Source organism: Pseudomonadota bacterium, from assembly GCA_039024915.1.
GTDB lineage: Bacteria > Pseudomonadota > Alphaproteobacteria > Rhizobiales > MH13 > MH13.
In genome coordinates this window covers 140002-158754 of sequence record JBCCPK010000006.1, presented here as the reverse complement: position 1 = coordinate 158754, position 18753 = coordinate 140002, and the positions used below count along the sequence as shown (strand labels likewise).

The following is an 18753-nucleotide window of genomic DNA, read 5'->3' as shown; positions in this document are numbered from 1 at the left end:
ACCAGCAGCGCGAACGAGCCCCATATGATGACCTTACCGAACCGTGCTCGCTGGTCGGAAATGTCATCATTGGTGACGACGTGAAGGAGATCACCTTGTGCGGACACCAGCAGGCTCGTGATTCAGTTGGGGGGCGTACTGACAATCAATAATGCGCAAGCGTGCTGGCGGGTTGGGGTTCCCGCCAGCAGGCATTGTGATGGTGTTAAGCGAGGCCCAACGACGCCCGGTAGAGCGCGATCTGGCTTTCGCGACCGATCTGGTCGGTGATCCGCTCCCAGGCAGCGGCGATGGCGTCCGCCGTTTCCTGTGCCGAGCCGTATTCGCCCGCAAAGCCCTTGGCCAACTCGTCTTCCGCCACCGAGTAGTATTGGAAGATACCCGGAATGCGCGGTTCGATCGCCGCATTCGGGTGATTGTAGCTGTCGGAGTTGGACCCCAGATAGTCTTCCACATAGGCGCGGTCGTAGCCCGCTTCCTCCCACTCCTCGAACTGGAAGTGCGAGTTGCGGTATGGCTGGAAGCCCGACGGGTAGGCCGATGCCCACAGCGACAAGTCTTTGCCGCCCAGATGGGCCGCTGCCGACCAGGCCGCCTTGCGTTTGAGGTCGTCGCCTTCGACACGATTGGTGACGTAGATGCCCCAGCCGATATAGGCGTTGTTGGGCGCAACATTCGGTGTGTCTTCCCATGCGCCAGCAGATGCGTTGTAGACGCGCTGAGATCCCGGGTTAATGTCGAACCCGACCACGTCGCCGACGACTGATGTGTCCGACGTACGGGCCGAGGAGCCCACATCGCCCCACCAGTTGAGCATGCCGCCGGTACCAGCGAGGAACTGCTGGAACGCAGTGGTGCCCGGATCGGCGTTGATCTGATCGGCCGGGTAGGCGCCTGGGGTGTTGATCAGGTCCATCACGTCCTGAATGGCCTGCACCCAACCGGGATTGTTGACGCGCGGCGCCATTGTCTCCGGATCGAACAGCCATGCCGGATCGTCCGGGTGCTTCACATACGGTGCAGCACGGTTCTCCAGGAAGTAGAAGCCGAAGCCGCCCCAACCTTTGAGTGGATCGAGATAGCCGTGCGCATCAAGACCCGTGAGCGGGTCGGTCTTGCCGGCGAGGAACTTCGAGTGGGCGTTGACCATCTCCCACGTGGTCGGCTGCTCCCAAGCGGAGCCGTCGCCCTCCGATGCCCAGGCTTCCGCCAGCTCTTCACTCTCGTAATAGTCAGTGCGGTACGCAAAGGTGTGACAATCGCCATCGATGGAAATCCGATAGGTCTTGCCATCCCAGGTTCCGACAGGGGCTTTGAGATAGTCCACATAGTCGTCCATATCGATCAACTCGGCGACCCAGTCCGGCATCTCGTTGAGGAGGCCACGCCCGGCGGTATCACCTTCAAACGGAGCGCCCATTTCGATTATGTCGAAATCAACGGTTCCGGTGGCAATCGATTGCTGCAGGCGCGCATTGTAGTCTGCTTGCGCAAGGTCGATCCAGTTGATCGTCGCGCCGGTGTACTCTTCCCATGACCGCAGAAAGCCGCGGAAGAGGAAGTTGTGTAGGTTTTGGTTATTCAGGCCCATAAAGGTCAGCTCGACACCTTCGAACTCACCTTCGGCGACCGTCTCGCGCGTTCCGCCGAGGCACATTTCGCCGACCTTCTGCCAATCCGCGTCAGTCGGGGATCCCATGCCGACCCCGGGAATCTTGAGGATTTCGGCGCGAACATCGTCCATTGCGAACGAACGGGCCGGTTTCAAAAGCCCGCCAGCGCCTGTTAGTGCAGCTGCTCCAGCAGCGGCTGTCGTACCTTGAAGAAAGCGGCGGCGGCTGAGCCCCACGCGCATCGCATGCTCATACAGTTCACGTTTCATCGAAAACCTCCCTGGTGCGCCCGCCGGCGTTGACCCCGGATTGGGCTGGTCGCTTGGACCTGTTTCGAGCCCCTTGGCAGGGCCTTTGATTGATCGGCTACCTTGGAAAGTGCATACGCCAAGGCCGCGCCCGGTGGAGCCTCTCGCCCCTTACCGCTTGCGACTGTCTCAATGATCCCAGATCAAGTCAAGCGACTGACATGTTAGCATACAGCGAATGGACAAGCGTTTTTTCCTACGCTACCCATTGCGCGAACGGGGGTGCTCCTTAAGCCATGATGGAGCGCCCGAAAAGATCGCTTAAGCGGCCTAAGGCAAGGGGCGGGGAACAGCATCCCGATGGCACAAGTCACCATCCGCCAAGCGCGAAAATCGTATGGAACGACGGAAGTCCTTCACGGCATAGACGTCGATATCGATGACGGGCAGTTCGTTGTGCTTGTCGGTCCGTCCGGCTGCGGCAAATCCACTTTGCTGCGCATGATCGCAGGGCTCGAAGGGATCACCGGCGGGACGATCGAGATCGGCGACAAGGTGGTGAACAACCTGCCGCCAGCCCGGCGGGACATCGCGATGGTGTTTCAGAATTACGCGCTGTATCCGCACAAAACTGTCGCTGCAAACATGGGCTTTGCGCTGAAAATGCAGAAGATGCCCAAAGCGGAGATCGATGCGCGGGTTGAGCGGGCGGCGGATATTCTTGGGCTGGAACCCTATCTCAAGCGCTATCCGCGTCAGCTATCCGGGGGGCAGCGCCAGCGCGTCGCCATGGGACGCGCGATCGTCCGTGACCCGCAGGTTTTTCTGTTTGATGAGCCGCTTTCAAACCTCGACGCAAAGTTGCGCGTTCAAATGCGTTCGGAAATCCGGGAACTCCACCAACGCCTGAAGACCACGACGGTTTATGTTACGCACGACCAGATTGAAGCGATGACGATGGCCGACAAGATCGTGGTGATGCGCGACGGACATGTCGAGCAGATCGGCGCGCCGCTGGAGCTGTACGACAGGCCAGCGAACACGTTCGTCGCCGGGTTTATCGGGTCGCCTTCCATGAACCTTATCGGCGCGGCTACGGACGGCGGCAACCTTGCGGTTGGCGGTACCGGGACAGGCATCCCATCGCCCGTTGAAGCCGGGCAGTCCATTACGCTTGGCGTGAGGCCCGAACATCTGGTGCTCGCCGACACCGGCCTCCCAGCGAAGATTGCCGTGATCGAGCCGACGGGTTCGGAAACCCATGTCGTTGCCCGTCTGGGCTCCAGCTCCGCAAATGGTGCTGATGCCGAAGGGCTAGAGGTCGTTTCGATCCTGCGCGAACGCATCCCTCTTTCCGTAGGCGAGACCGTGCATTTGCAGCCTGACCCGAACCATGTGCACCTGTTCGATGCCCAAGATGGCCAAAGGCTATGAGTGCAAAGACCGTTCTCTGCTTTGGCGACAGCAACACGCACGGATCGATGCCGGTGAAGCACAGAGGCTTCAAGGACCGCTACCCGGACGATCAGCGTTGGCCAAGTGTGATGGGCCAACGCCTTGGCCCTGGCTGGACAGTGATCAATGAGGGTCAGCCGGGCCGGACAACGGTGCTCGATGATCCGATTGAGGGACCGCACAAAAATGGCAGCAGGGCCTTGCCCATCCTTCTTGAGACCCACCGGCCCATCGATTTTGTCATCATCATGCTGGGCACAAACGATCTGAAGCGGCGTTTCAGCATCGGCGCCTACGAAATTGCGCAGGGCGTTGAGAAACTGATCGTCTCCACTCGCGCGGCCGCTGCCGGACCAAATGGCGGCTTTCCGCAGCTATTGGTGGCAACGCCGACCCCGGTTGTGGAGACCGGCCCACTGGCCGAGCCGTACGCAGGGGCGCAGGACGAGTCCAAACGGCTTGCTGAGACCTTCGTCGCGATGGGTGAGCGGGCTAACGTTGAGGTCATTGATCTTGACCCTGTGGCCAAGGTTTCGCTGGTGGATGGCATCCATTTCGAGCCCGACGCGCTTGCTTCGATTGGTCATGCGGTCGCTGACAAAGTAATAGAAATGACCGCCTAAGGCGGCGAGGGAGGGAAGCGATGCTCAAGGGACTGGACCCAAGGCTGAATGCCGAGGTGTTGTACACGTTGGCCGCGATGGGTCATGGCGATATGCTCATCATATCTGACACGAACTTTCCCGCCCAATCCATTGCTAATCAAACAGAAATTGGCGAGTTGTTGCGGATTGGAAACGTCACCGCAGGCGAGGCGGTGGAGGCTGTTCTGTCCGTCCTGCCGCTCGACACCTTCGTCGATGACTTCGCGGGCCGGATGGAAATCGTCGGTGAGCCCAACACCGTCCCGCCGGTCCAGCACGAGGTGCAAGCGGCAATCAACGCGGCGGAAGGCGCGGAGCGACCGATGGTGAGCATCGAACGCTTCGCCTTCTATGACCTTGCCAAGCAGGCCTATGCGGTTATCCAAACCGGCGAACGCCGTTTTTACGGTTGCTTCATGTTGCGCAAGGGTGTGATCCCGCCGGGCGACGCCTAGGGACGCGGAGAAGAGCGCCATGGCCAATGTCGTGATCTTGGGCGTCTTCGTCGCTGACACCAGCTACCGGGCAAGCCGACAACCGAAAATGGGTGAGACCATCCTCGGCGAAAGCTTTGCGCTCGGACCCGGAGGCAAGGGATCCAATCAGGCTGTCGCAGCCGCGATGGCCGCCGGCGGTGGATCGGTGGACGTGCATTTTGTGTCTAAGCTTGGCCGCGACCCGTTCGCCGATATGGCCATGGCGGCGTGGACGAAAGCGGGCGTGCAGCCGGCAGTTGCGGTTGATGAAAGCAGCTACACCGGCGCCGCGTACATATTCGTTGATGCGGCGAGCGGCGATAACGCGATCATTGTCTGCCCTGGCGTTGCGGGAACGATTAGCCCCGCGGATATGGACGCACGGGCGGAATTGCTCACGTCAGCGGACGTGTTCGTCACGCAGCTCGAACAGCCCATGGATGCGGCGGTTCGGGGTTTGGAAATTGCAAAACAGGGTGCCGCGAAGACGGTTCTCAACCCCGCACCAGCGGCTGATTTGCCAGACGGGATGCTATCCCTCTGCGATTTCGTCACGCCAAATGAATCCGAGGCGGAGAGTCTGACCGGCCTTCCTGTTCAGTCGGTGGACGACGCCAAGTTGGCGGCCCGGCGGCTCCGCGAGATGGGGGCTGGGGCGGCCATCGTTACACTGGGTGAACAGGGCGCGCTGTTTGACGATGGTGAAACGGTCGAGCATGTGCCCGCGATTGTTGCCGGCCCGGTGGCCGAGACGACTGGGGCGGGCGACGCATTCAACGGCGGCTTCGCCACCAAATTGGCCGAGGGCGCGTCCCCGCTGGACGCGATCCGCTTTGGTTGCGCGACCGCCGGCATTTCCGTAACCCGGCCCGGTACCGCGCCATCGATGCCCGCGCGCGAGGAAATCGAAGCGCTGTTGGCGAAGACGTGATTAAGGCTCCCTGGCCAATTGAACACAACACGGTCGGGACGAGAGTTTGGAACATGGGGTGCTACCATGAGTGACGTGTTCTCGAAGGACGGAGCGCAGATACGGATCAAGTCCGTCCGCGCGCAGGACATTCGCTTTCCGACATCGCGCGAGCTCGACGGTTCCGACGCCATGAATCCAGCGCCGGATTACTCAGCGGCGTACGTCACCATCACCACCGACCACGGTCCTGAGGGCCATGGACTAACGTTCACGATCGGGCGCGGGAACGAAATCTGCGTTGCGGCGGTCAAAGCGATAGAACCGCTTCTGGTGGGCGCGTCGCTCGAAGAGCTCTTCACCGATCTCGGCGGCATGTGGAGACGCGTTACCGGCGACAGCCAATTGCGGTGGTTAGGCCCTGATAAGGGAGTGATCCACCTGTCCAGCGCCGCCGTCATCAACGCCCTTTGGGATCTCTACGCCAAGTGTCTCGACAAGCCCGTCTGGCGCATTCTCACCGAGATGGCGCCGCAAGAGATCGTTGACCTTGTCGATTGGCGCTACCTCCGTGATGCCCTCGACCCCGGGCGGGCGCGTGAGCGCCTTGAAGAACAGATGGCAGGCCGGAAAGCGCGTACTGATGAAATGCTCGCCGACGGCTTTCCCGCCTACACGACCTCCGCGGGCTGGCTTGGTTATTCCGACGACAAGATGCGCACTCTGCTCAAGGAGGCAATGGAAGAGGGCTGGACGCACTTCAAGATGAAGGTCGGCAAAGATATTGACGACGATCTGCGGCGTGCAGCCCTCATCCGGGAGGTGATCGGTCCGGATCGTAAGCTGATGATGGACGCCAACCAAGTCTGGGGGTCGGGCGAAGCGATCGCCAACATGGAGCGCTTGGGCGTCTACAACCCAATCTGGATCGAAGAGCCGACAAGCCCCGACGACATTCTTGGCCACGCGAGGATCGCGCGCGCCATACCTCCCATAGGCGTTGCCACAGGTGAGCATTGTCACAATGCGGTTATGTTCAAGCAGCTGTTGCAGGCCAAAGCGATCAACTTTTGCCAGATCGATTCCTGCCGCCTCGCTGGACCCAACGAGATCGTTGGGGTGCTCCTGTTGGCCGATTATTTCGGGGTGCCCGTTTGCCCGCATGCCGGCGGCGTGGGCCTGTGTGAATATGTCCAACACCTGTCTTTGTTCGACTACATCGCGGTGTCCGGTTCGCTCGACAATCGCGTCCTCGAATATGTCGATCATCTGCATGAGCATTTTGAGCATCCCGTGGTGATGCGCGCCGGGCGGTATATGCCCCCCAAAGCGCCGGGATATTCAATCACCATGAAACCGGCGAGCCTGAAGGAGCATAGCTATCCCAGTGGCACCGCCTGGAAGAAATCATCAGGCTAAAGGAAGCCGAGGGGGACGCGACGATGGGACGACTGGAAGGCAAGACCTGTCTGGTTTCGGCTGCAGGGCAGGGGATCGGCAAAGCCAGCGCATTGGCGATGGCGCGCGAGGGTGCCAAGGTTTGGGCAACCGATGTTAATGAACAGGCGCTAGGCGCGCTTCAGGACGGCGGTTGCGTTGTGCGCCTGCTCGATGTCCGCGATCCCGCGAGCATTGCTGCTGCCGTCGAGGCGACAGGGCCTTTGGACGTACTGTTCAACTGCGCTGGGTTCGTTGCGCACGGCGGTATTCTGGACTGCGACGAGGAGCAATGGGCGTTCTCGCTCGATCTGAACATGACCGCGATGTACCGCATGATCCGCGCCTATTTGCCTGGGATGCTAGACAATGGCGGGGGCACGGTCATCAATATGTCATCGGTGGCCTCAAGCGTGATCGGAGCGCCCAATCGTTTCGTCTACGGCGCAACGAAGGCCGGGGTTATCGGCATCACCAAGGCGCTGGCGGCGGATCATGTCACCCAAGGCATTCGCGCCCATGCAATCTGTCCGGGAACGGTGGAAAGCCCGTCGCTTGACCAGCGGATGGAGGCGCTGGGCCAGCAAATGGGCAGCTTTGAAGCGGCAAAGAACAGCTTCATTTCGCGTCAGCCGATGGGACGTCTGGGCACGCCCGAAGAAATCGCCTCACTTGTTGTCTATTTGGCGTCCGATGAAGCGACTTACTCCACCGGCACGGTCCATGTGATCGACGGCGGATGGAGCAATGTCTGACGCGTTGGGCGACAAACATTCTGGAAGCTGCCATGGCGGCCGAGTTATTGTCGATGCGCTGGAGGCAAACGGCGTCGAGCGGCTTTTTTGCGTGCCCGGCGAGAGCTTCCTGGCCGTCCTCGACGCACTTCACGACTCCCCGATCCAGACCGTCATAGCCCGGCACGAGGGCAACGCCGCGATGATGGCGGAAGCCCACGGCAAGTTGACCGGGAACCCTGGAATTGCGTTTTGCACACGCGGGCCCGGCGCGACGAATGCGGCCTCAGGCGTCCATGTGGCGTTCCAGGACTCGACCCCTATGATCCTTTTTATCGGGCAAGTGGCGACGGACCAGCGTGACCGGGAGGCCTTTCAGGAGGTCGATTACACCAAGATGTATGCGCCGCTCGCCAAGTGGGTGGCGCAGATCGACCGGACTGATCGGATCCTGGAGTATCTCAGTCGGGCGTTTCATCTCGCGCAAAGCGGTCGGCCGGGGCCGGTTGTCCTCGCGTTGCCTGAGGACGTTTTATCGGCACACGTTTCGGAGAGGCCGGAGTCCTTGTCGCCGGCGGTACCGGTGCAAGCTGGCGCAACACCCGGAGATGTTGAAGCCGTCATAGCCGAGCTTGATGCGGCGGAGCGCCCATTGGTCATCATCGGCGGCGGGGGATGGTCCGCGAAAGCGCGTGATGCGATGACAAGCTTTGCGGAGGCCGCGAATGTCCCGGTCGCAGTGTCCTTTCGATGCCAGGACTACATGGACAACCGGCACAAGCACTATGTCGGCGACGTTGGGATTGGCATCAATCCGGCGCTGGCTGATACGGTACGCGATGCTGACCTGATCGTGGCGTTGGGTCCCCGACTGGGGGAGATAACCACATCTGGCTACACCTTGCTGACGCCGCCTAAGTCCGCCCAAAGGCTTGTGCATGTGCACGCCGACGCTGACGAGCTTGGGCGCGTCTATCATCCTGACTTGCCGATCTGCTGTCGCCCTGCGCAGTTCGTGGTCTCGCTGGCCGACATGGCGGCCAAGCGCCCAACTTCAGTCAACCCAGATCGCATGGCCCATGTCGCGCGTTGCCGAGGCAGCTATGATGCATGGCAACAACCACAGCCGACGCCGGGTGCGCTAAAGCTTGAACAGGTGATGGTGCATCTCAATGCGGTGCTGCCGGACAATGCGATCCTGACCAACGGTGCGGGGAACTACACCGCATGGCTGCATCGCTACTACCTGTACCGGGGATGGCGCACGCAGCTCGCGCCGACCTCAGGCTCCATGGGTTATGGGCTGCCGGCAGCCATCGCCGCGAAGCTGCATGATCCGCACCGGACAGTTGTCTGTCTTGCGGGCGACGGGTGCTTCCAGATGGTGGCACAAGAATTCGCGACTGCATCCGAGCACGGTGCTGCCGTTTTGGTGCTTGTAGCGAACAACGGCATGTATGGCACGATCCGCATGCACCAGCAGAGGGCCTACCCCATGCGCCCCAGCGGCACGACATTGGGAAATCCTGACTTTGCTGCGCTTGCGCGGGCCCATGGTGGCTTCGGCGCGGTCGCGAGGACCAACCAGCAGTTTATCGAGGTCTTCGATGCCGCGCGCCAATCTGGGCTTCCCGCGATAATCGATCTGCAGATGGACCCAGCTGCCTTGTCTCCCAAGCTGCGGTTGGAGGGCCAACAACCGGGCCGGTAATCGGTCAGCGGAGACGGGTCACTGATCAGATTATTTTGCCAGGATTGAACAGGTTCTGTGGGTCGAGCGTTTTCTTGATCTGCGCCATCACGTCCACGGCGCCGCCAAGCTCCTGCCGCAGATAGGTGCGCTTGCCCTGGCCGATGCCATGTTCGCCTGTGCAGGTCCCACCGGCTTCAATCGCCATGGTGTTAAGCCATCCAAGATAGGTATCTGCCCGCTCCAACTCATCTTGATCGGTGTCGTCTATCAGGAGCAGAACGTGGAAATTTCCGTCCCCCGCGTGCCCGACGATAGGCGCGATGAAATCGAGTTCCAACGCCTTGTCCTGCGCGGCGCTAATACAGTCCGCCAGTTTTGAGATGGGTACGCAGGTGTCCGTCGAAATCCCCTTAGCTCCAGGACGCAGCTGCAGGCTTGCCCAATAGGCATCATGGCGTGCCTGCCATTGCCGGTTGCGCTCTTCGGTAGAGTTAGCTGCAGGCGACGCTGTGCCGCCGTGCTCATTGACAATCTCCGTGAAGACGGAGGTCTGCTCCTCAACGGTCAGCGGCGAGCCGTGGAACTCGACCAACAGGAGTGGTTGTTCGGGGAAAGTCAGATTGGCGTAGGCGTTCACCGCGCGGACGGTCAAAGGGTCGAGAACCTCGATGCGCGCCACCGGTAGACCGAACTGAATGGTCGTTATGACCGTCGCGGCAGCATCGTGAAGCGTTTCAAAGGATGCAGCAACGCTGCCCACAGCCTCAGGGATCCCGTGAAGGCGAAGGGTCAGTTCGGTTATGATGCCCAATGTGCCTTCAGACCCGATCAAAAGGCGCGTCAGGTCGTAGCCGGCCGAGCTTTTGCGCGCTCGTGTTCCGGTTCGGATCACCTCGCCGGATGGCAGGACGGCCTCCAGCGAAAGGATGGCATCTTTCATGGTGCCATAGCGGACCGCGTTCGTCCCTGACGCGCGGGTTGCGGCCATGCCGCCAAGGCTCGCGTCCGCACCGGGGTCTATCGGGAAGAACAAGCCGCTGTCGCGCAGATAGTCGTTCAGCTGCTTTCGCGTGACCCCCGGCTCGATAACACAATCGAAATCGTCTGTGTTCACGGTCTTGATCGTGGCCATCTGTGACAGGTCAATGCAGATGCCCCCCTGCAACGCGTTCACATGGCCTTCGAGGGAGCTTCCAACGCCGAACGGCACAATCGGCACATTGGCCGCGGCGCAAGCCTTCACCGTCGCCGCCACCTCCTCGGTACTGCGGGCGAAGACCACGCCGTCAGGTGGGGCGTTCTCGATCCAGGTCGTGGTGTGCCCATGCTGGCGGCGAATCGCTTCGCCTTGCTGAAACCGTGGGCCGAAAACATCGGTAAGGATGGTCGCAAGTCCCTGCCAAGCCGTGTCGGTAAATCGGCGCTGGGCGGGAGTGTTGGGTTGGTCCGGGTTGAGCATGATGCCGGTCGCAATCATTTCCAAAATTGCCATACGAGGCGAGGGCAGCACATTAGGCTTGTCAGCCAGCCCAAACAACAGGTGTAGCCTGTGGCACATTTGTGCCGAGCTGGAAGGGTTGGCAGCGGCGGGTGAGAACTGACACGACAACCGTCCGACGCCGCCCTATAGTGGGCGCAATTGCGCTGTCTTGCCAGACCTAAGACCGCTCACTGCCTTAGGCGAGTGCCTGATGCAAGCGGTGCGGCGCGCGCTGAGCCGAAGTTAAACCTGTTGCGGACCTGACCCGATGGCCATGCCAGAACCCTCGCTTGACCCGCGCGCAGCGCCGCCGGTGGACGTCGAAGCGATCCGCAACGAGAAAAACCATTTTCAGCGAGAGTTCATCGATGCAATCCGCGCCAGCCTGGACAATCAGGATCGCGAGGAACTGATCGCGCTGACCGACCAACTGTACACCACAGAGTTGGGTGAGGTTCTGACAATTCTCGCTGACGTTGAGCGCCCGGCGCTGGTGATGCTCATGGGCGAGGCGTTCAGCTTTGCAGCGCTTACCGAGATCGATGAGCAGATCAGGGTCGACATCCTTTCCGAACTGCCACTGCCGCTTATCGCAGCTGGTTTTGTGGAGCTTGAAAGCGATGACGCGGTCTACATTCTTGAAGACCTTTCCGAAGACGCTCAGGCCGAAATCCTCAGGACTGTCCCAACGTTGGATCGCCTCGCCTTGCAGCGGGCGCTGGACTATCCCGAGGAATCGGCCGGTCGGCGCATGCAGTCGAACTTCATCGCCGTGCCACCGTTTTGGACCGTTGGTCGCGCCATCGACTATATGCGCGAAGCGGAAGACCTTCCCGAAGAGTTTCTCGACCTTTTTGTCGTTGACCCCGGCTATCGGCTCCTCGGTTTCGTCAAGCTCAACCGTATGTTGCGGTCCAAGCGCCCTGTCGTGATCTCCGATATCATGGAAGATGTGCAGGAGATCGAAGCGGAGACCGACCAGGAGGAGGCCGCTCACACCTTCCAGAAGTACGACCTGACGTCCGCCGCCGTCGTTGATACCGGCGGTCGGCTGGTGGGCGTGTTGACCGTCGATGATATTGTTGACGTCGTTCAGGAAGAAGCTGACGAGGACATTCGCGCGCTCGCCGGTGTTGGCGATGAGGAAGTGTCCGATAGTGTGCGTGCGATCGTGCGCTCGCGCCTGCCATGGCTCTGCGTCAACCTTGCGACCGCGATCCTCGCTTCTCTTGTCATCGGTCTGTTTGACGCAACGATTGAACAAATGGTGGCGCTCGCAATCTTGATGCCGATTGTCGCTTCCATGGGCGGAAACGCCGGGACTCAGACTATGACGGTTGCAGTGCGCGCAATTGCAACCCACGAACTTGACCCTTACAACATCGGGCGCGTGGTGCTGCGCGAAACCTATGTTGGGCTCCTCAATGGCCTTGCCTTTGCTGTGCTCATGGCGGCAGTGGCGGTCATCTGGTTCGGCAGCGCGGGTCTGGGCTTCGTCATTGCAATTGCGATGGTCGTCAACATGTTGGCCGCTGCTCTCGCGGGTATCCTCATTCCGCTGGCACTGGATTACTTCAAGGTCGATCCCGCCATTGCGTCGAGCGTTTTCGTTACGACGGTGACCGATGTTGTCGGTTTTTTCGCGTTCCTGGGCCTTGCAGCCATTTACTTTGGAATTTGAGGCGTTTTTGCCCGCCGATCAGACCCAACGCCGCACGCGCTGCGCATAAGCGTTCCACTGTTCAGGGAATTTGGCAGCGAGATGCGCTTCTTCGCGGGCAATCGCGAGCCGGTTGATTGCAATGCCGAGCGGCGCGACGAGTGCGATGTGCCAGACCGAACCCACCAACAGCCCGATTCCGCCAAGAATCAATAGATTGCCAAGGTAGATCGGGTTGCGTGAGTAAGCGAATGGACCGGCTGTGACGATCGTGTCCGTCCCGCGGTGCGGCAAGATCGTCGTTCTGGCCTTTCGGAAGGTTAGAGAAGCCCAGACGTCCAGCCCTAAAGCACAGGCGATCATGACAAAGCCTATTGCCTGACTTGTCGGGCTCGATGCGACGGCGATAGGCGCCAACTGTCCGAGTGCAAACCCGCCCAGTATGGCGATCCCAAGCAAGACCGGCGGCCAAGGAAATAGATTGGGCCGATCTTTGATGTCCCAAGGGGTCATTGGTGCCCTCTCATGCGGTTAACCATTGCCATTTCGCAGATACCGTTAGACGGCATGTGACCGCTCGGCAACAACGCCAGTAGAACGCTTAGACCCACAAAAGTGTACCCGATTAAAGCTTTCGGAAACCGATTGATGTGCTAGGTGACGCGGCGGTCGATTTTAGGCAAATAAATCGTGAAGGGCCTTACGCATGTTGAAGCGGATTGTTGTGTTTATTGCTGCGCATGCTGCCTTTTTTGGTGTTGCCGCCGCCATCGTTGTTGCATCGACTGCCGAGGCGGATGCACAAACGGACAATCCTTACATGCTCAACTTTGAGGTGCGCGGCGACACGCCACTGCGCTCTGGTCCGGAGGCTGACGCTCCGATGATTAGCACACTCGCCAGTGGGACTGGCGATGTCCGCTTGCGTTGGTGCCGGCCAGAGTTTGCGATCGAACACTGGATGTTTGGCTCAGCCAACCGCCAGCGCCAGCTTCTCGACGAGCGTGTCTGCGAGGTCAGCGCGGGTGGGCAGGTTGGTTTCGTACCGGGCCGCGCACTGAGCGTTCAGTAGCGCTCAACTCTCTTACAAAAAGTCAGAACAAATCCCTGCAACGCGCCCATGCACCGGTACTTGCGAGCATGCGTGCGCCACGGTTGCCTGCGCGATCTGCCGCACTGCAAACGTGAAATGCTGCCATGCAAAAAGATAAGTTGCAGCACGGTAAACACTTCGTTAAGGACCGCCAGCCACTTTTGTTAGGTCACGTGGCTTTGGAGGTTACATGGAAAGCAATGATACCGTGTCGTGCTGGTCCGCAGCACGTTGGATGGTTGCAACATGCCTGGGAGTTCTCTTGATCGTTTGGTTGTTTGGCGGATTTGAGCCGGGCGTTTTACCATCCACACGCTAGTCCATGAAAAAAGCCGCGCACTGCGCGGCTTTTCTTATTGATGCGGACAACGCTTACAGCTGGCGTGAGCCTTAAGTGAAAATCTCACCCAAACGAAGCAGCAGCTCCTCTACGCGTTGATCTGCGATCCGATAGAACGCCATCTGTCCTTCCTTGCGGAATTCCACAAGATTATCCGCCCGTAAACGGGCCAGATGCTGCGACATCGCCGACTGACCCAAGCTGACCGATTGCGACAGGAACGAAACGGTCGCTTCCCCCTTTGCAGCCAAAAGGCAGAGGATCATCAAGCGCCGTTCGTTTGCGATCAGTTTGAGATATTGAGCCGTGAGGCCGGTGTTAATCTGCAGCGGATCGTCGTCAAAAGTGGACGAAGCGATTGGTGCTTGATCATTCATGGGCGTATCGCGTTACTGAAATGGTTAGGGCCGAAAAAGCGCATAAACACGATTCAATCGGTATCAGGTGATTACGCTAGCGTTCTCAAAACGGTGCGCCAATCCGTGGTTACACACCTAGGTGAATTACGCAGGGCGTTTGGCGATGGCCAAAAGTATCAGCGTTTTGTGGATAGCGGCGCTTAGACCGTTGAATCAGGGTTGGACGGACGTTTTCTCCGCGCCAAATAACTCGAATGGGGAATCTCCATCTGATCAAGCTGTGCGTCGGCGCCGAGTCATTTGATGACCATAAACGGTGGATCGATACGATGCTGGCGGCAAAACGGCAGCGCGGTATCGAAGCCGAGCAGCGCCACACGACGCGCATGGTGCCCAAAAGGACTGCCGAGCTGCTCGATGGAGGATCGCTCTATTGGGTGATCAAAGGGCAGGTGCAGGCTCGGCAGGCGATCATCGATATTCGACCGTTTGAAGATATCGACGGCATCAACCGTTGCCATCTGGTGCTTGAACCAAATCTGATTGCAACGCGACCGCAGCCGCGCCGGCCATTTCAAGGCTGGCGATATCTCAAGGCGGACGACGCGCCAGCCGACTGGGCCGATAGGCCCGAGAGCATGGATGACCTGCCGCCACAGATGCGCCGCGATTTGGCTGATTTGGGCCTGTTGTAGCGCCCTAAGCCAAGGCGACATTGTCGATCAGTCGCGTCGTTCCAAGCCACGCCGCTGCAAGGAGCCGTCCACGCGCCACCTGTTTAAGCGGCCCCAGTGTCTCGCCGTCGCGTGCTGAAAGATAATCGGGCTTGAACCCCGCACTTGTAAGCCTTTCCAGTCCCTCGGTCAGCGCCCTGTCAACATCCTCGCCGGACTGCAGCCGCTCACGGACCCTTTGCAGCGTTGCGTGGAGCATTGGGGCAATGGCCCGTTCGTCGGCGGACAGGTAGGCGTTGCGGGACGACAAGGCCAAACCATCGGGCTCCCGGACGGTCGGCGCGCCGTGGATAATGGTCGGGATGTTTAAATCGGCAACCATGCGTCTGATCACCTGTAGCTGCTGATAATCTTTCTCTCCGAAGACCGCCATGTCGCTTAGGGCAGCTAGAAGGAGCCTACTGACCACCGTTGCGACACCGGAGAAGAAGTGGGGGCGGTGATCCGCTTCGAGACCCAATGCAGGTCCAGCCATCGAGACCGTCGTCGCATCACCGGGACCGTAAATCTCCTGCACGGTTGGTACGAAGACCGCGTGAACGCCATTGTCTTCGAAAGTGGCAAGGTCTTTGGCTTCTTGCCTCGGATACCGATCGAGGTCCTCGTTGGGGCCAAATTGTGTCGGATTCACAAACAGCGTAGCGATGGCTTCGTCGGCGTGTTCGCGGGCGTAAGTAACCAGCGACAGATGGCCGGTGTGGAGCGCACCCATTGTTGGGACGAGGCAACTGGTGCGCTTGTGGTTGCGCAACTCGGCCTGCACCGCGCGCAACTCCTGAACGGTTCGAACAACATGCATGCGGCTTTGCCTTCTGACGTGCGGTGCGGGTTGAAGCAATTTGCGACACTCTTACCCTTTCCAATCGCGTCCGAGCATCCCACATCTGGTGCATGAAAGGTTCCAAAGGCTCTTTGCAGCAGTCCAGCGGGCGCAAACAGGTCAAAGAAACGTCCGCCAGTGGCGACGTTGACGCGTTTCTAGGCGCGCTCTCCCAAGCACCCAAAGCGGGTGGGCAGGGGCGGCTGTTGTTTGCGCTTGATGCCACCATGTCGCGCGAGCGCACGTGGGACACCGCCCTGCACATCCAGGCGCAGATGTTCCACGAGGCTGATTCGATCAACGGGTTGGCGATGAAGCTGATTTATTTCCGTGGCTTTGATGAGTGCCGCGCTTCGGCGTGGAAGACCGACGGCAAATCGTTGGCGCAATCCATGGCAAAAATTCAGACACTTGGTGGTCATACCCAGATCGCCAGGGTGCTTGGCTTTGCGCGCAAGGAAGTGGGAAAGGGGCCGGTGCCGGCGCTGGTCTACATTGGCGATGCGGTGGAGGAGAGCCCCGACAAGCTCTCTGATCTGGCGGGACAGCTGGGTCTTTTGGGGTGCAAACTGTTCATGTTCCACGAGGGTTCGGACCGGCTGGCGGCGCAAACCTTCCGATCGATGGCCAAAGCGTCCGGCGGCGGCTACTTCCACTTCGACGAACGGTCCGCCGAGACCCTGTCAGGTTTGTTGCGGGCAGTTGCGCGTTACGCATCGGGCGGGCGCAAGGCGCTGGAAAGTGGCAGTACGCGTGAAAACCGCCTCCTGCTGGAGCAGATGCGATGATCTATCTGATAATGGGGCTTGTCGTTCTGACGGCGTTCTTGTGGCTCGGCAACGCATTGACACGCATCTCGCCTGCTAAGATCGCGCGGCACGCGCGCTTTGGTGGCGTTGCCGTACTCGTTGGGCTTGCGGCGCTGCTGATGCTCACCGGCCGTTTTCACATGGTATCTCAGGTCATGGCACTGGCTGGGCAGGCCATGCGGCACCGACGCGCTTTCTCGCGCGCGCCGGGCTTTGACGATGTCGACGATGCGACCGCGCAGGGCGGCAGTTCTGCCGTTAAGACCCGTTATCTCGAGATGTCGCTCGATCAAGCCACTGGTGACATTGACGGGCAGTTCATTTCCGGGCCGCTTGCCGGTCAACGCCTTGGTGCTCTCGACCAGCAGACGCTGGTCAGCGCGCTTGTCGGTGTCGCGGACGATCCTGAAAGTGTGAGGCTCTTAGAAGCGTACCTTGACCGCACGTTTGCCGGTTGGCGTGAAGACCATGACCAGCGGACGGGTTCGCGGAGCGCTGGCGCGCCGGATGCGGGCGGCATGGGAGAAGACGAGGCCTATGAGATCCTTGGCCTTGAGCCGGGTGCCGAGCCCGACGCCATTCGTGCGGCGCACAGGCGCTTGATGGCCAACATTCATCCCGACAGAGGTGGATCGACCTATCTTGCTGCGAAGGTCAATCTCGCCAAAGAAGTTCTTCTGAAGCTTCATGGCTAACTCCTAAGGTACGCTTTGGGCGGCGCTCTGCCGCCCGATACACATCCCAGCCGCCGGTTGGCGGCCGGGTCTTACGTCAGTTTGCCTCTACCGATCGGGGCGGACGGCAATGCAGGCAAAATCTTGCGCTTCGAGCGCGCTGCAAGCTGCTTGAGCAATCTCTCTTTCAATGAAACCGCCGAACCTGGCCCGCCAAAGCGTTGTGCCATTCGCCTGGACGGTCTGCGTGTAGGGTGATCGCTGGTTCAGCAGACTCGTCGCGTCTCTGGCCCGCATCAAAAGCCCGACAGCACCCTCCTGGGTTGGAACGGCGCCAATTTGAATCGTCCAGCCGGATATCGGCACTGAACCCAATTGCAGGGATCCCGGCTGATCGACTTGAGCTTGGGTTGGCTCAAACGTACTCATCGCGCTCGCCGTTTGCGCCGGCGACAGGCTCGCTACTTCGGCCCTGGGAAGCGGTGGTGCCAGTTGCGCAGCGACGGTTCCTGGAACGCCAGGGATCGTCGGTGTTCCAGCCGGCACCGGTACCGGCGCAGGCGCGGGGGCCGGAAGTGCGGCATAGGCTGTGGCTACGGTCGGGAGGGACGCGGGATGCGGCACGGGTGAGGGCACCTGGAAGGGTTCCCGCCGGATCGCGATCACAGAGGTTCGAGGACCCGTTGAAGCGCGCGGTAAGTGCCTGGCGATCAGGTCCCGCATGTGGGCGTTGCGGCTTGCACCCGTCCGCCCACCCATGACAACGGCAACCAGATGGCGACCGCGATCCTGAACCGAGCTCAGCAGGTTGAAGCCCGATGCGCGGATGTAACCCGTTTTGATGCCGTCGACACCGCGTACGGAGCCCAGCAACCGATTGTGGTTGCGGTAGGTGCGTCCGCGATACGTGAAGCGTTGCGTGGAAAACATCTGGTAACGCTGTGGGAAGCGTTGATGGATCGCGCGGCCCATCAGGACCATATCCCGAGCTGTGGTGCGCTGCTCACGATTCGGCAGACCAGAAGCGTTCCGGAATGTCGTGGACCGCATACCGATATTGCGCGCTGTTTCCGTCATGCGGCGAGCAAATGCGCGCTCGGAACCGGAAATGTGTTCCGCCAAAACAGCGGCTGCATCATTTGCAGATTTTGTGACGAGTGCCAGCATGGCGTCACGAACCGTGATTGTCTGGCCGGCGCGCAATCCAAGTTCCGAGGGCGGCTGTGCCTGCGCATGGCTGGAAACATTCATCCGGTCAGAGGGCGAAATCCGACCAGCCTGAAGTTCTTCGAACGCCACATAGAGCGTCATCACCTTCGTCAAGGACGCAGGGAAGCGCGGGGCATCAGCATGACGGGAAAACAGCACATCGCCGTTGCGCGCATCGACGACGAGCGCTGCATATCGGGGATTTGCCTGTGCTGTGGAAGGGCCGACGAACGACCCGAAAAAAACGGCGACACCAACACACATCGCCAGGCTCAATCGAGCCCACATTACGCTACGCAACTTACTCACCCATAATTCCCAGCCAAAACAACGGCTGGTACGCCCCACGGCCCGACCGCATTACG

General features: G+C 60.1%; 18 protein-coding genes. 12 read left to right on the top strand and 6 right to left on the bottom strand.

Annotated features, from left to right (window positions below):
- Positions 1 to 205: 205 nt before the first annotated feature.
- On the bottom strand, positions 206 to 1882 hold the full coding sequence (locus tag AAF739_13190) for a twin-arginine translocation signal domain-containing protein (protein MEM6383625.1): 1677 nt from the start codon (positions 1880 to 1882) through the stop codon (positions 206 to 208).
- A gap of 339 nt (positions 1883 to 2221) precedes the next feature.
- On the opposite strand from AAF739_13190, the gene ugpC reads away from it, so the two are divergent.
- The 7 genes from ugpC (at position 2222) to AAF739_13155 (ending at position 9228) form a co-directional block, all read left to right on the top strand.
- Entirely contained in the window at positions 2222 to 3295 is a 1074-nt protein-coding gene (ugpC, locus tag AAF739_13185) for a sn-glycerol-3-phosphate ABC transporter ATP-binding protein UgpC (GenBank protein MEM6383624.1), read from the top strand.
- On the top strand, positions 3292 to 3939 hold the full coding sequence (locus tag AAF739_13180) for an SGNH/GDSL hydrolase family protein (GenBank protein MEM6383623.1): 648 nt from the start codon (positions 3292 to 3294) through the stop codon (positions 3937 to 3939). Before ugpC ends, AAF739_13180 begins: the two co-directional genes overlap by 4 nt.
- A gap of 20 nt (positions 3940 to 3959) precedes the next feature.
- Positions 3960 to 4415, top strand: a complete 456-nt coding sequence (locus tag AAF739_13175; GenBank protein ID MEM6383622.1) for an RbsD/FucU family protein — start codon at positions 3960 to 3962, stop codon at positions 4413 to 4415.
- Between the two features lie 19 nt (positions 4416 to 4434).
- Positions 4435 to 5367, top strand: a complete 933-nt coding sequence (locus AAF739_13170; protein ID MEM6383621.1) for a ribokinase — start codon at positions 4435 to 4437, stop codon at positions 5365 to 5367.
- A 66-nt stretch (positions 5368 to 5433) separates the two neighbouring features.
- On the top strand, positions 5434 to 6765 hold the full coding sequence (locus tag AAF739_13165; GenBank protein ID MEM6383620.1) for an enolase C-terminal domain-like protein: 1332 nt from the start codon (positions 5434 to 5436) through the stop codon (positions 6763 to 6765).
- Positions 6766 to 6788: 23 nt separating this feature from the next.
- On the top strand, positions 6789 to 7538 hold the full coding sequence (locus tag AAF739_13160) for an SDR family oxidoreductase (protein MEM6383619.1): 750 nt from the start codon (positions 6789 to 6791) through the stop codon (positions 7536 to 7538).
- Entirely contained in the window at positions 7531 to 9228 is a 1698-nt protein-coding gene (locus AAF739_13155; protein MEM6383618.1) for a thiamine pyrophosphate-binding protein, read from the top strand. The genes AAF739_13160 and AAF739_13155 overlap by 8 nt, the downstream gene beginning before the upstream one ends.
- Before the next feature lie 25 nt (positions 9229 to 9253).
- Here AAF739_13155 and AAF739_13150 read toward each other — a convergent pair whose 3' ends face one another.
- Complete coding sequence (locus AAF739_13150) at positions 9254 to 10687, bottom strand: FAD-linked oxidase C-terminal domain-containing protein (GenBank protein MEM6383617.1); 1434 nt, start codon at positions 10685 to 10687, stop codon at positions 9254 to 9256.
- A gap of 271 nt (positions 10688 to 10958) precedes the next feature.
- Between AAF739_13150 and mgtE the strand changes: the two genes are divergently transcribed.
- Positions 10959 to 12371, top strand: coding sequence for a magnesium transporter (gene mgtE, locus AAF739_13145; GenBank protein ID MEM6383616.1), 1413 nt, complete (start codon positions 10959 to 10961; stop codon positions 12369 to 12371).
- Between the two features lie 18 nt (positions 12372 to 12389).
- Here the strand turns inward: mgtE and AAF739_13140 are convergent, their stop codons facing one another.
- Positions 12390 to 12863, bottom strand: coding sequence for an isoprenylcysteine carboxylmethyltransferase family protein (locus AAF739_13140; protein MEM6383615.1), 474 nt, complete (start codon positions 12861 to 12863; stop codon positions 12390 to 12392).
- A gap of 193 nt (positions 12864 to 13056) precedes the next feature.
- Here AAF739_13140 and AAF739_13135 point away from each other — a divergent pair, with 193 nt between their 5' ends.
- On the top strand, positions 13057 to 13422 hold the full coding sequence (locus AAF739_13135) for a hypothetical protein (GenBank protein ID MEM6383614.1): 366 nt from the start codon (positions 13057 to 13059) through the stop codon (positions 13420 to 13422).
- A 411-nt stretch (positions 13423 to 13833) separates the two neighbouring features.
- Here AAF739_13135 and AAF739_13130 read toward each other — a convergent pair whose 3' ends face one another.
- The gene (locus AAF739_13130) at positions 13834 to 14160 is read right to left on the bottom strand and encodes a metalloregulator ArsR/SmtB family transcription factor (GenBank protein ID MEM6383613.1); all 327 of its coding nucleotides are present in this window, start codon (positions 14158 to 14160) and stop codon (positions 13834 to 13836) included.
- A gap of 236 nt (positions 14161 to 14396) precedes the next feature.
- On the opposite strand from AAF739_13130, the gene AAF739_13125 reads away from it, so the two are divergent.
- Positions 14397 to 14837 (top strand): DUF1489 family protein, encoded by a 441-nt coding sequence (locus AAF739_13125; GenBank protein ID MEM6383612.1) that lies wholly within the window; start codon positions 14397 to 14399, stop codon positions 14835 to 14837.
- Between the two features lie 4 nt (positions 14838 to 14841).
- Here AAF739_13125 and panC read toward each other — a convergent pair whose 3' ends face one another.
- Positions 14842 to 15675 (bottom strand): pantoate--beta-alanine ligase, encoded by an 834-nt coding sequence (gene panC / locus AAF739_13120; GenBank protein ID MEM6383611.1) that lies wholly within the window; start codon positions 15673 to 15675, stop codon positions 14842 to 14844.
- Positions 15676 to 15902: 227 nt separating this feature from the next.
- Here panC and AAF739_13115 point away from each other — a divergent pair, with 227 nt between their 5' ends.
- Together AAF739_13115 and AAF739_13110 are read left to right on the top strand one after the other, a co-directional pair.
- Positions 15903 to 16484 (top strand): VWA domain-containing protein, encoded by a 582-nt coding sequence (locus AAF739_13115; GenBank protein ID MEM6383610.1) that lies wholly within the window; start codon positions 15903 to 15905, stop codon positions 16482 to 16484.
- Positions 16481 to 17200 carry a DnaJ domain-containing protein gene (locus tag AAF739_13110; GenBank protein MEM6383609.1) on the top strand — a complete coding sequence of 240 codons (720 nt, stop codon included), beginning with the start codon at positions 16481 to 16483 and terminating at the stop codon, positions 17198 to 17200. Before AAF739_13115 ends, AAF739_13110 begins: the two co-directional genes overlap by 4 nt.
- A gap of 87 nt (positions 17201 to 17287) precedes the next feature.
- On the opposite strand, the gene AAF739_13105 is transcribed toward AAF739_13110, so the two are convergent.
- Positions 17288 to 18652: a D-alanyl-D-alanine carboxypeptidase gene (locus tag AAF739_13105; protein MEM6383608.1), complete on the bottom strand. Its 1365-nt coding sequence runs from the start codon at positions 18650 to 18652 to the stop codon at positions 17288 to 17290.
- Positions 18653 to 18753 lie beyond the last annotated feature (101 nt).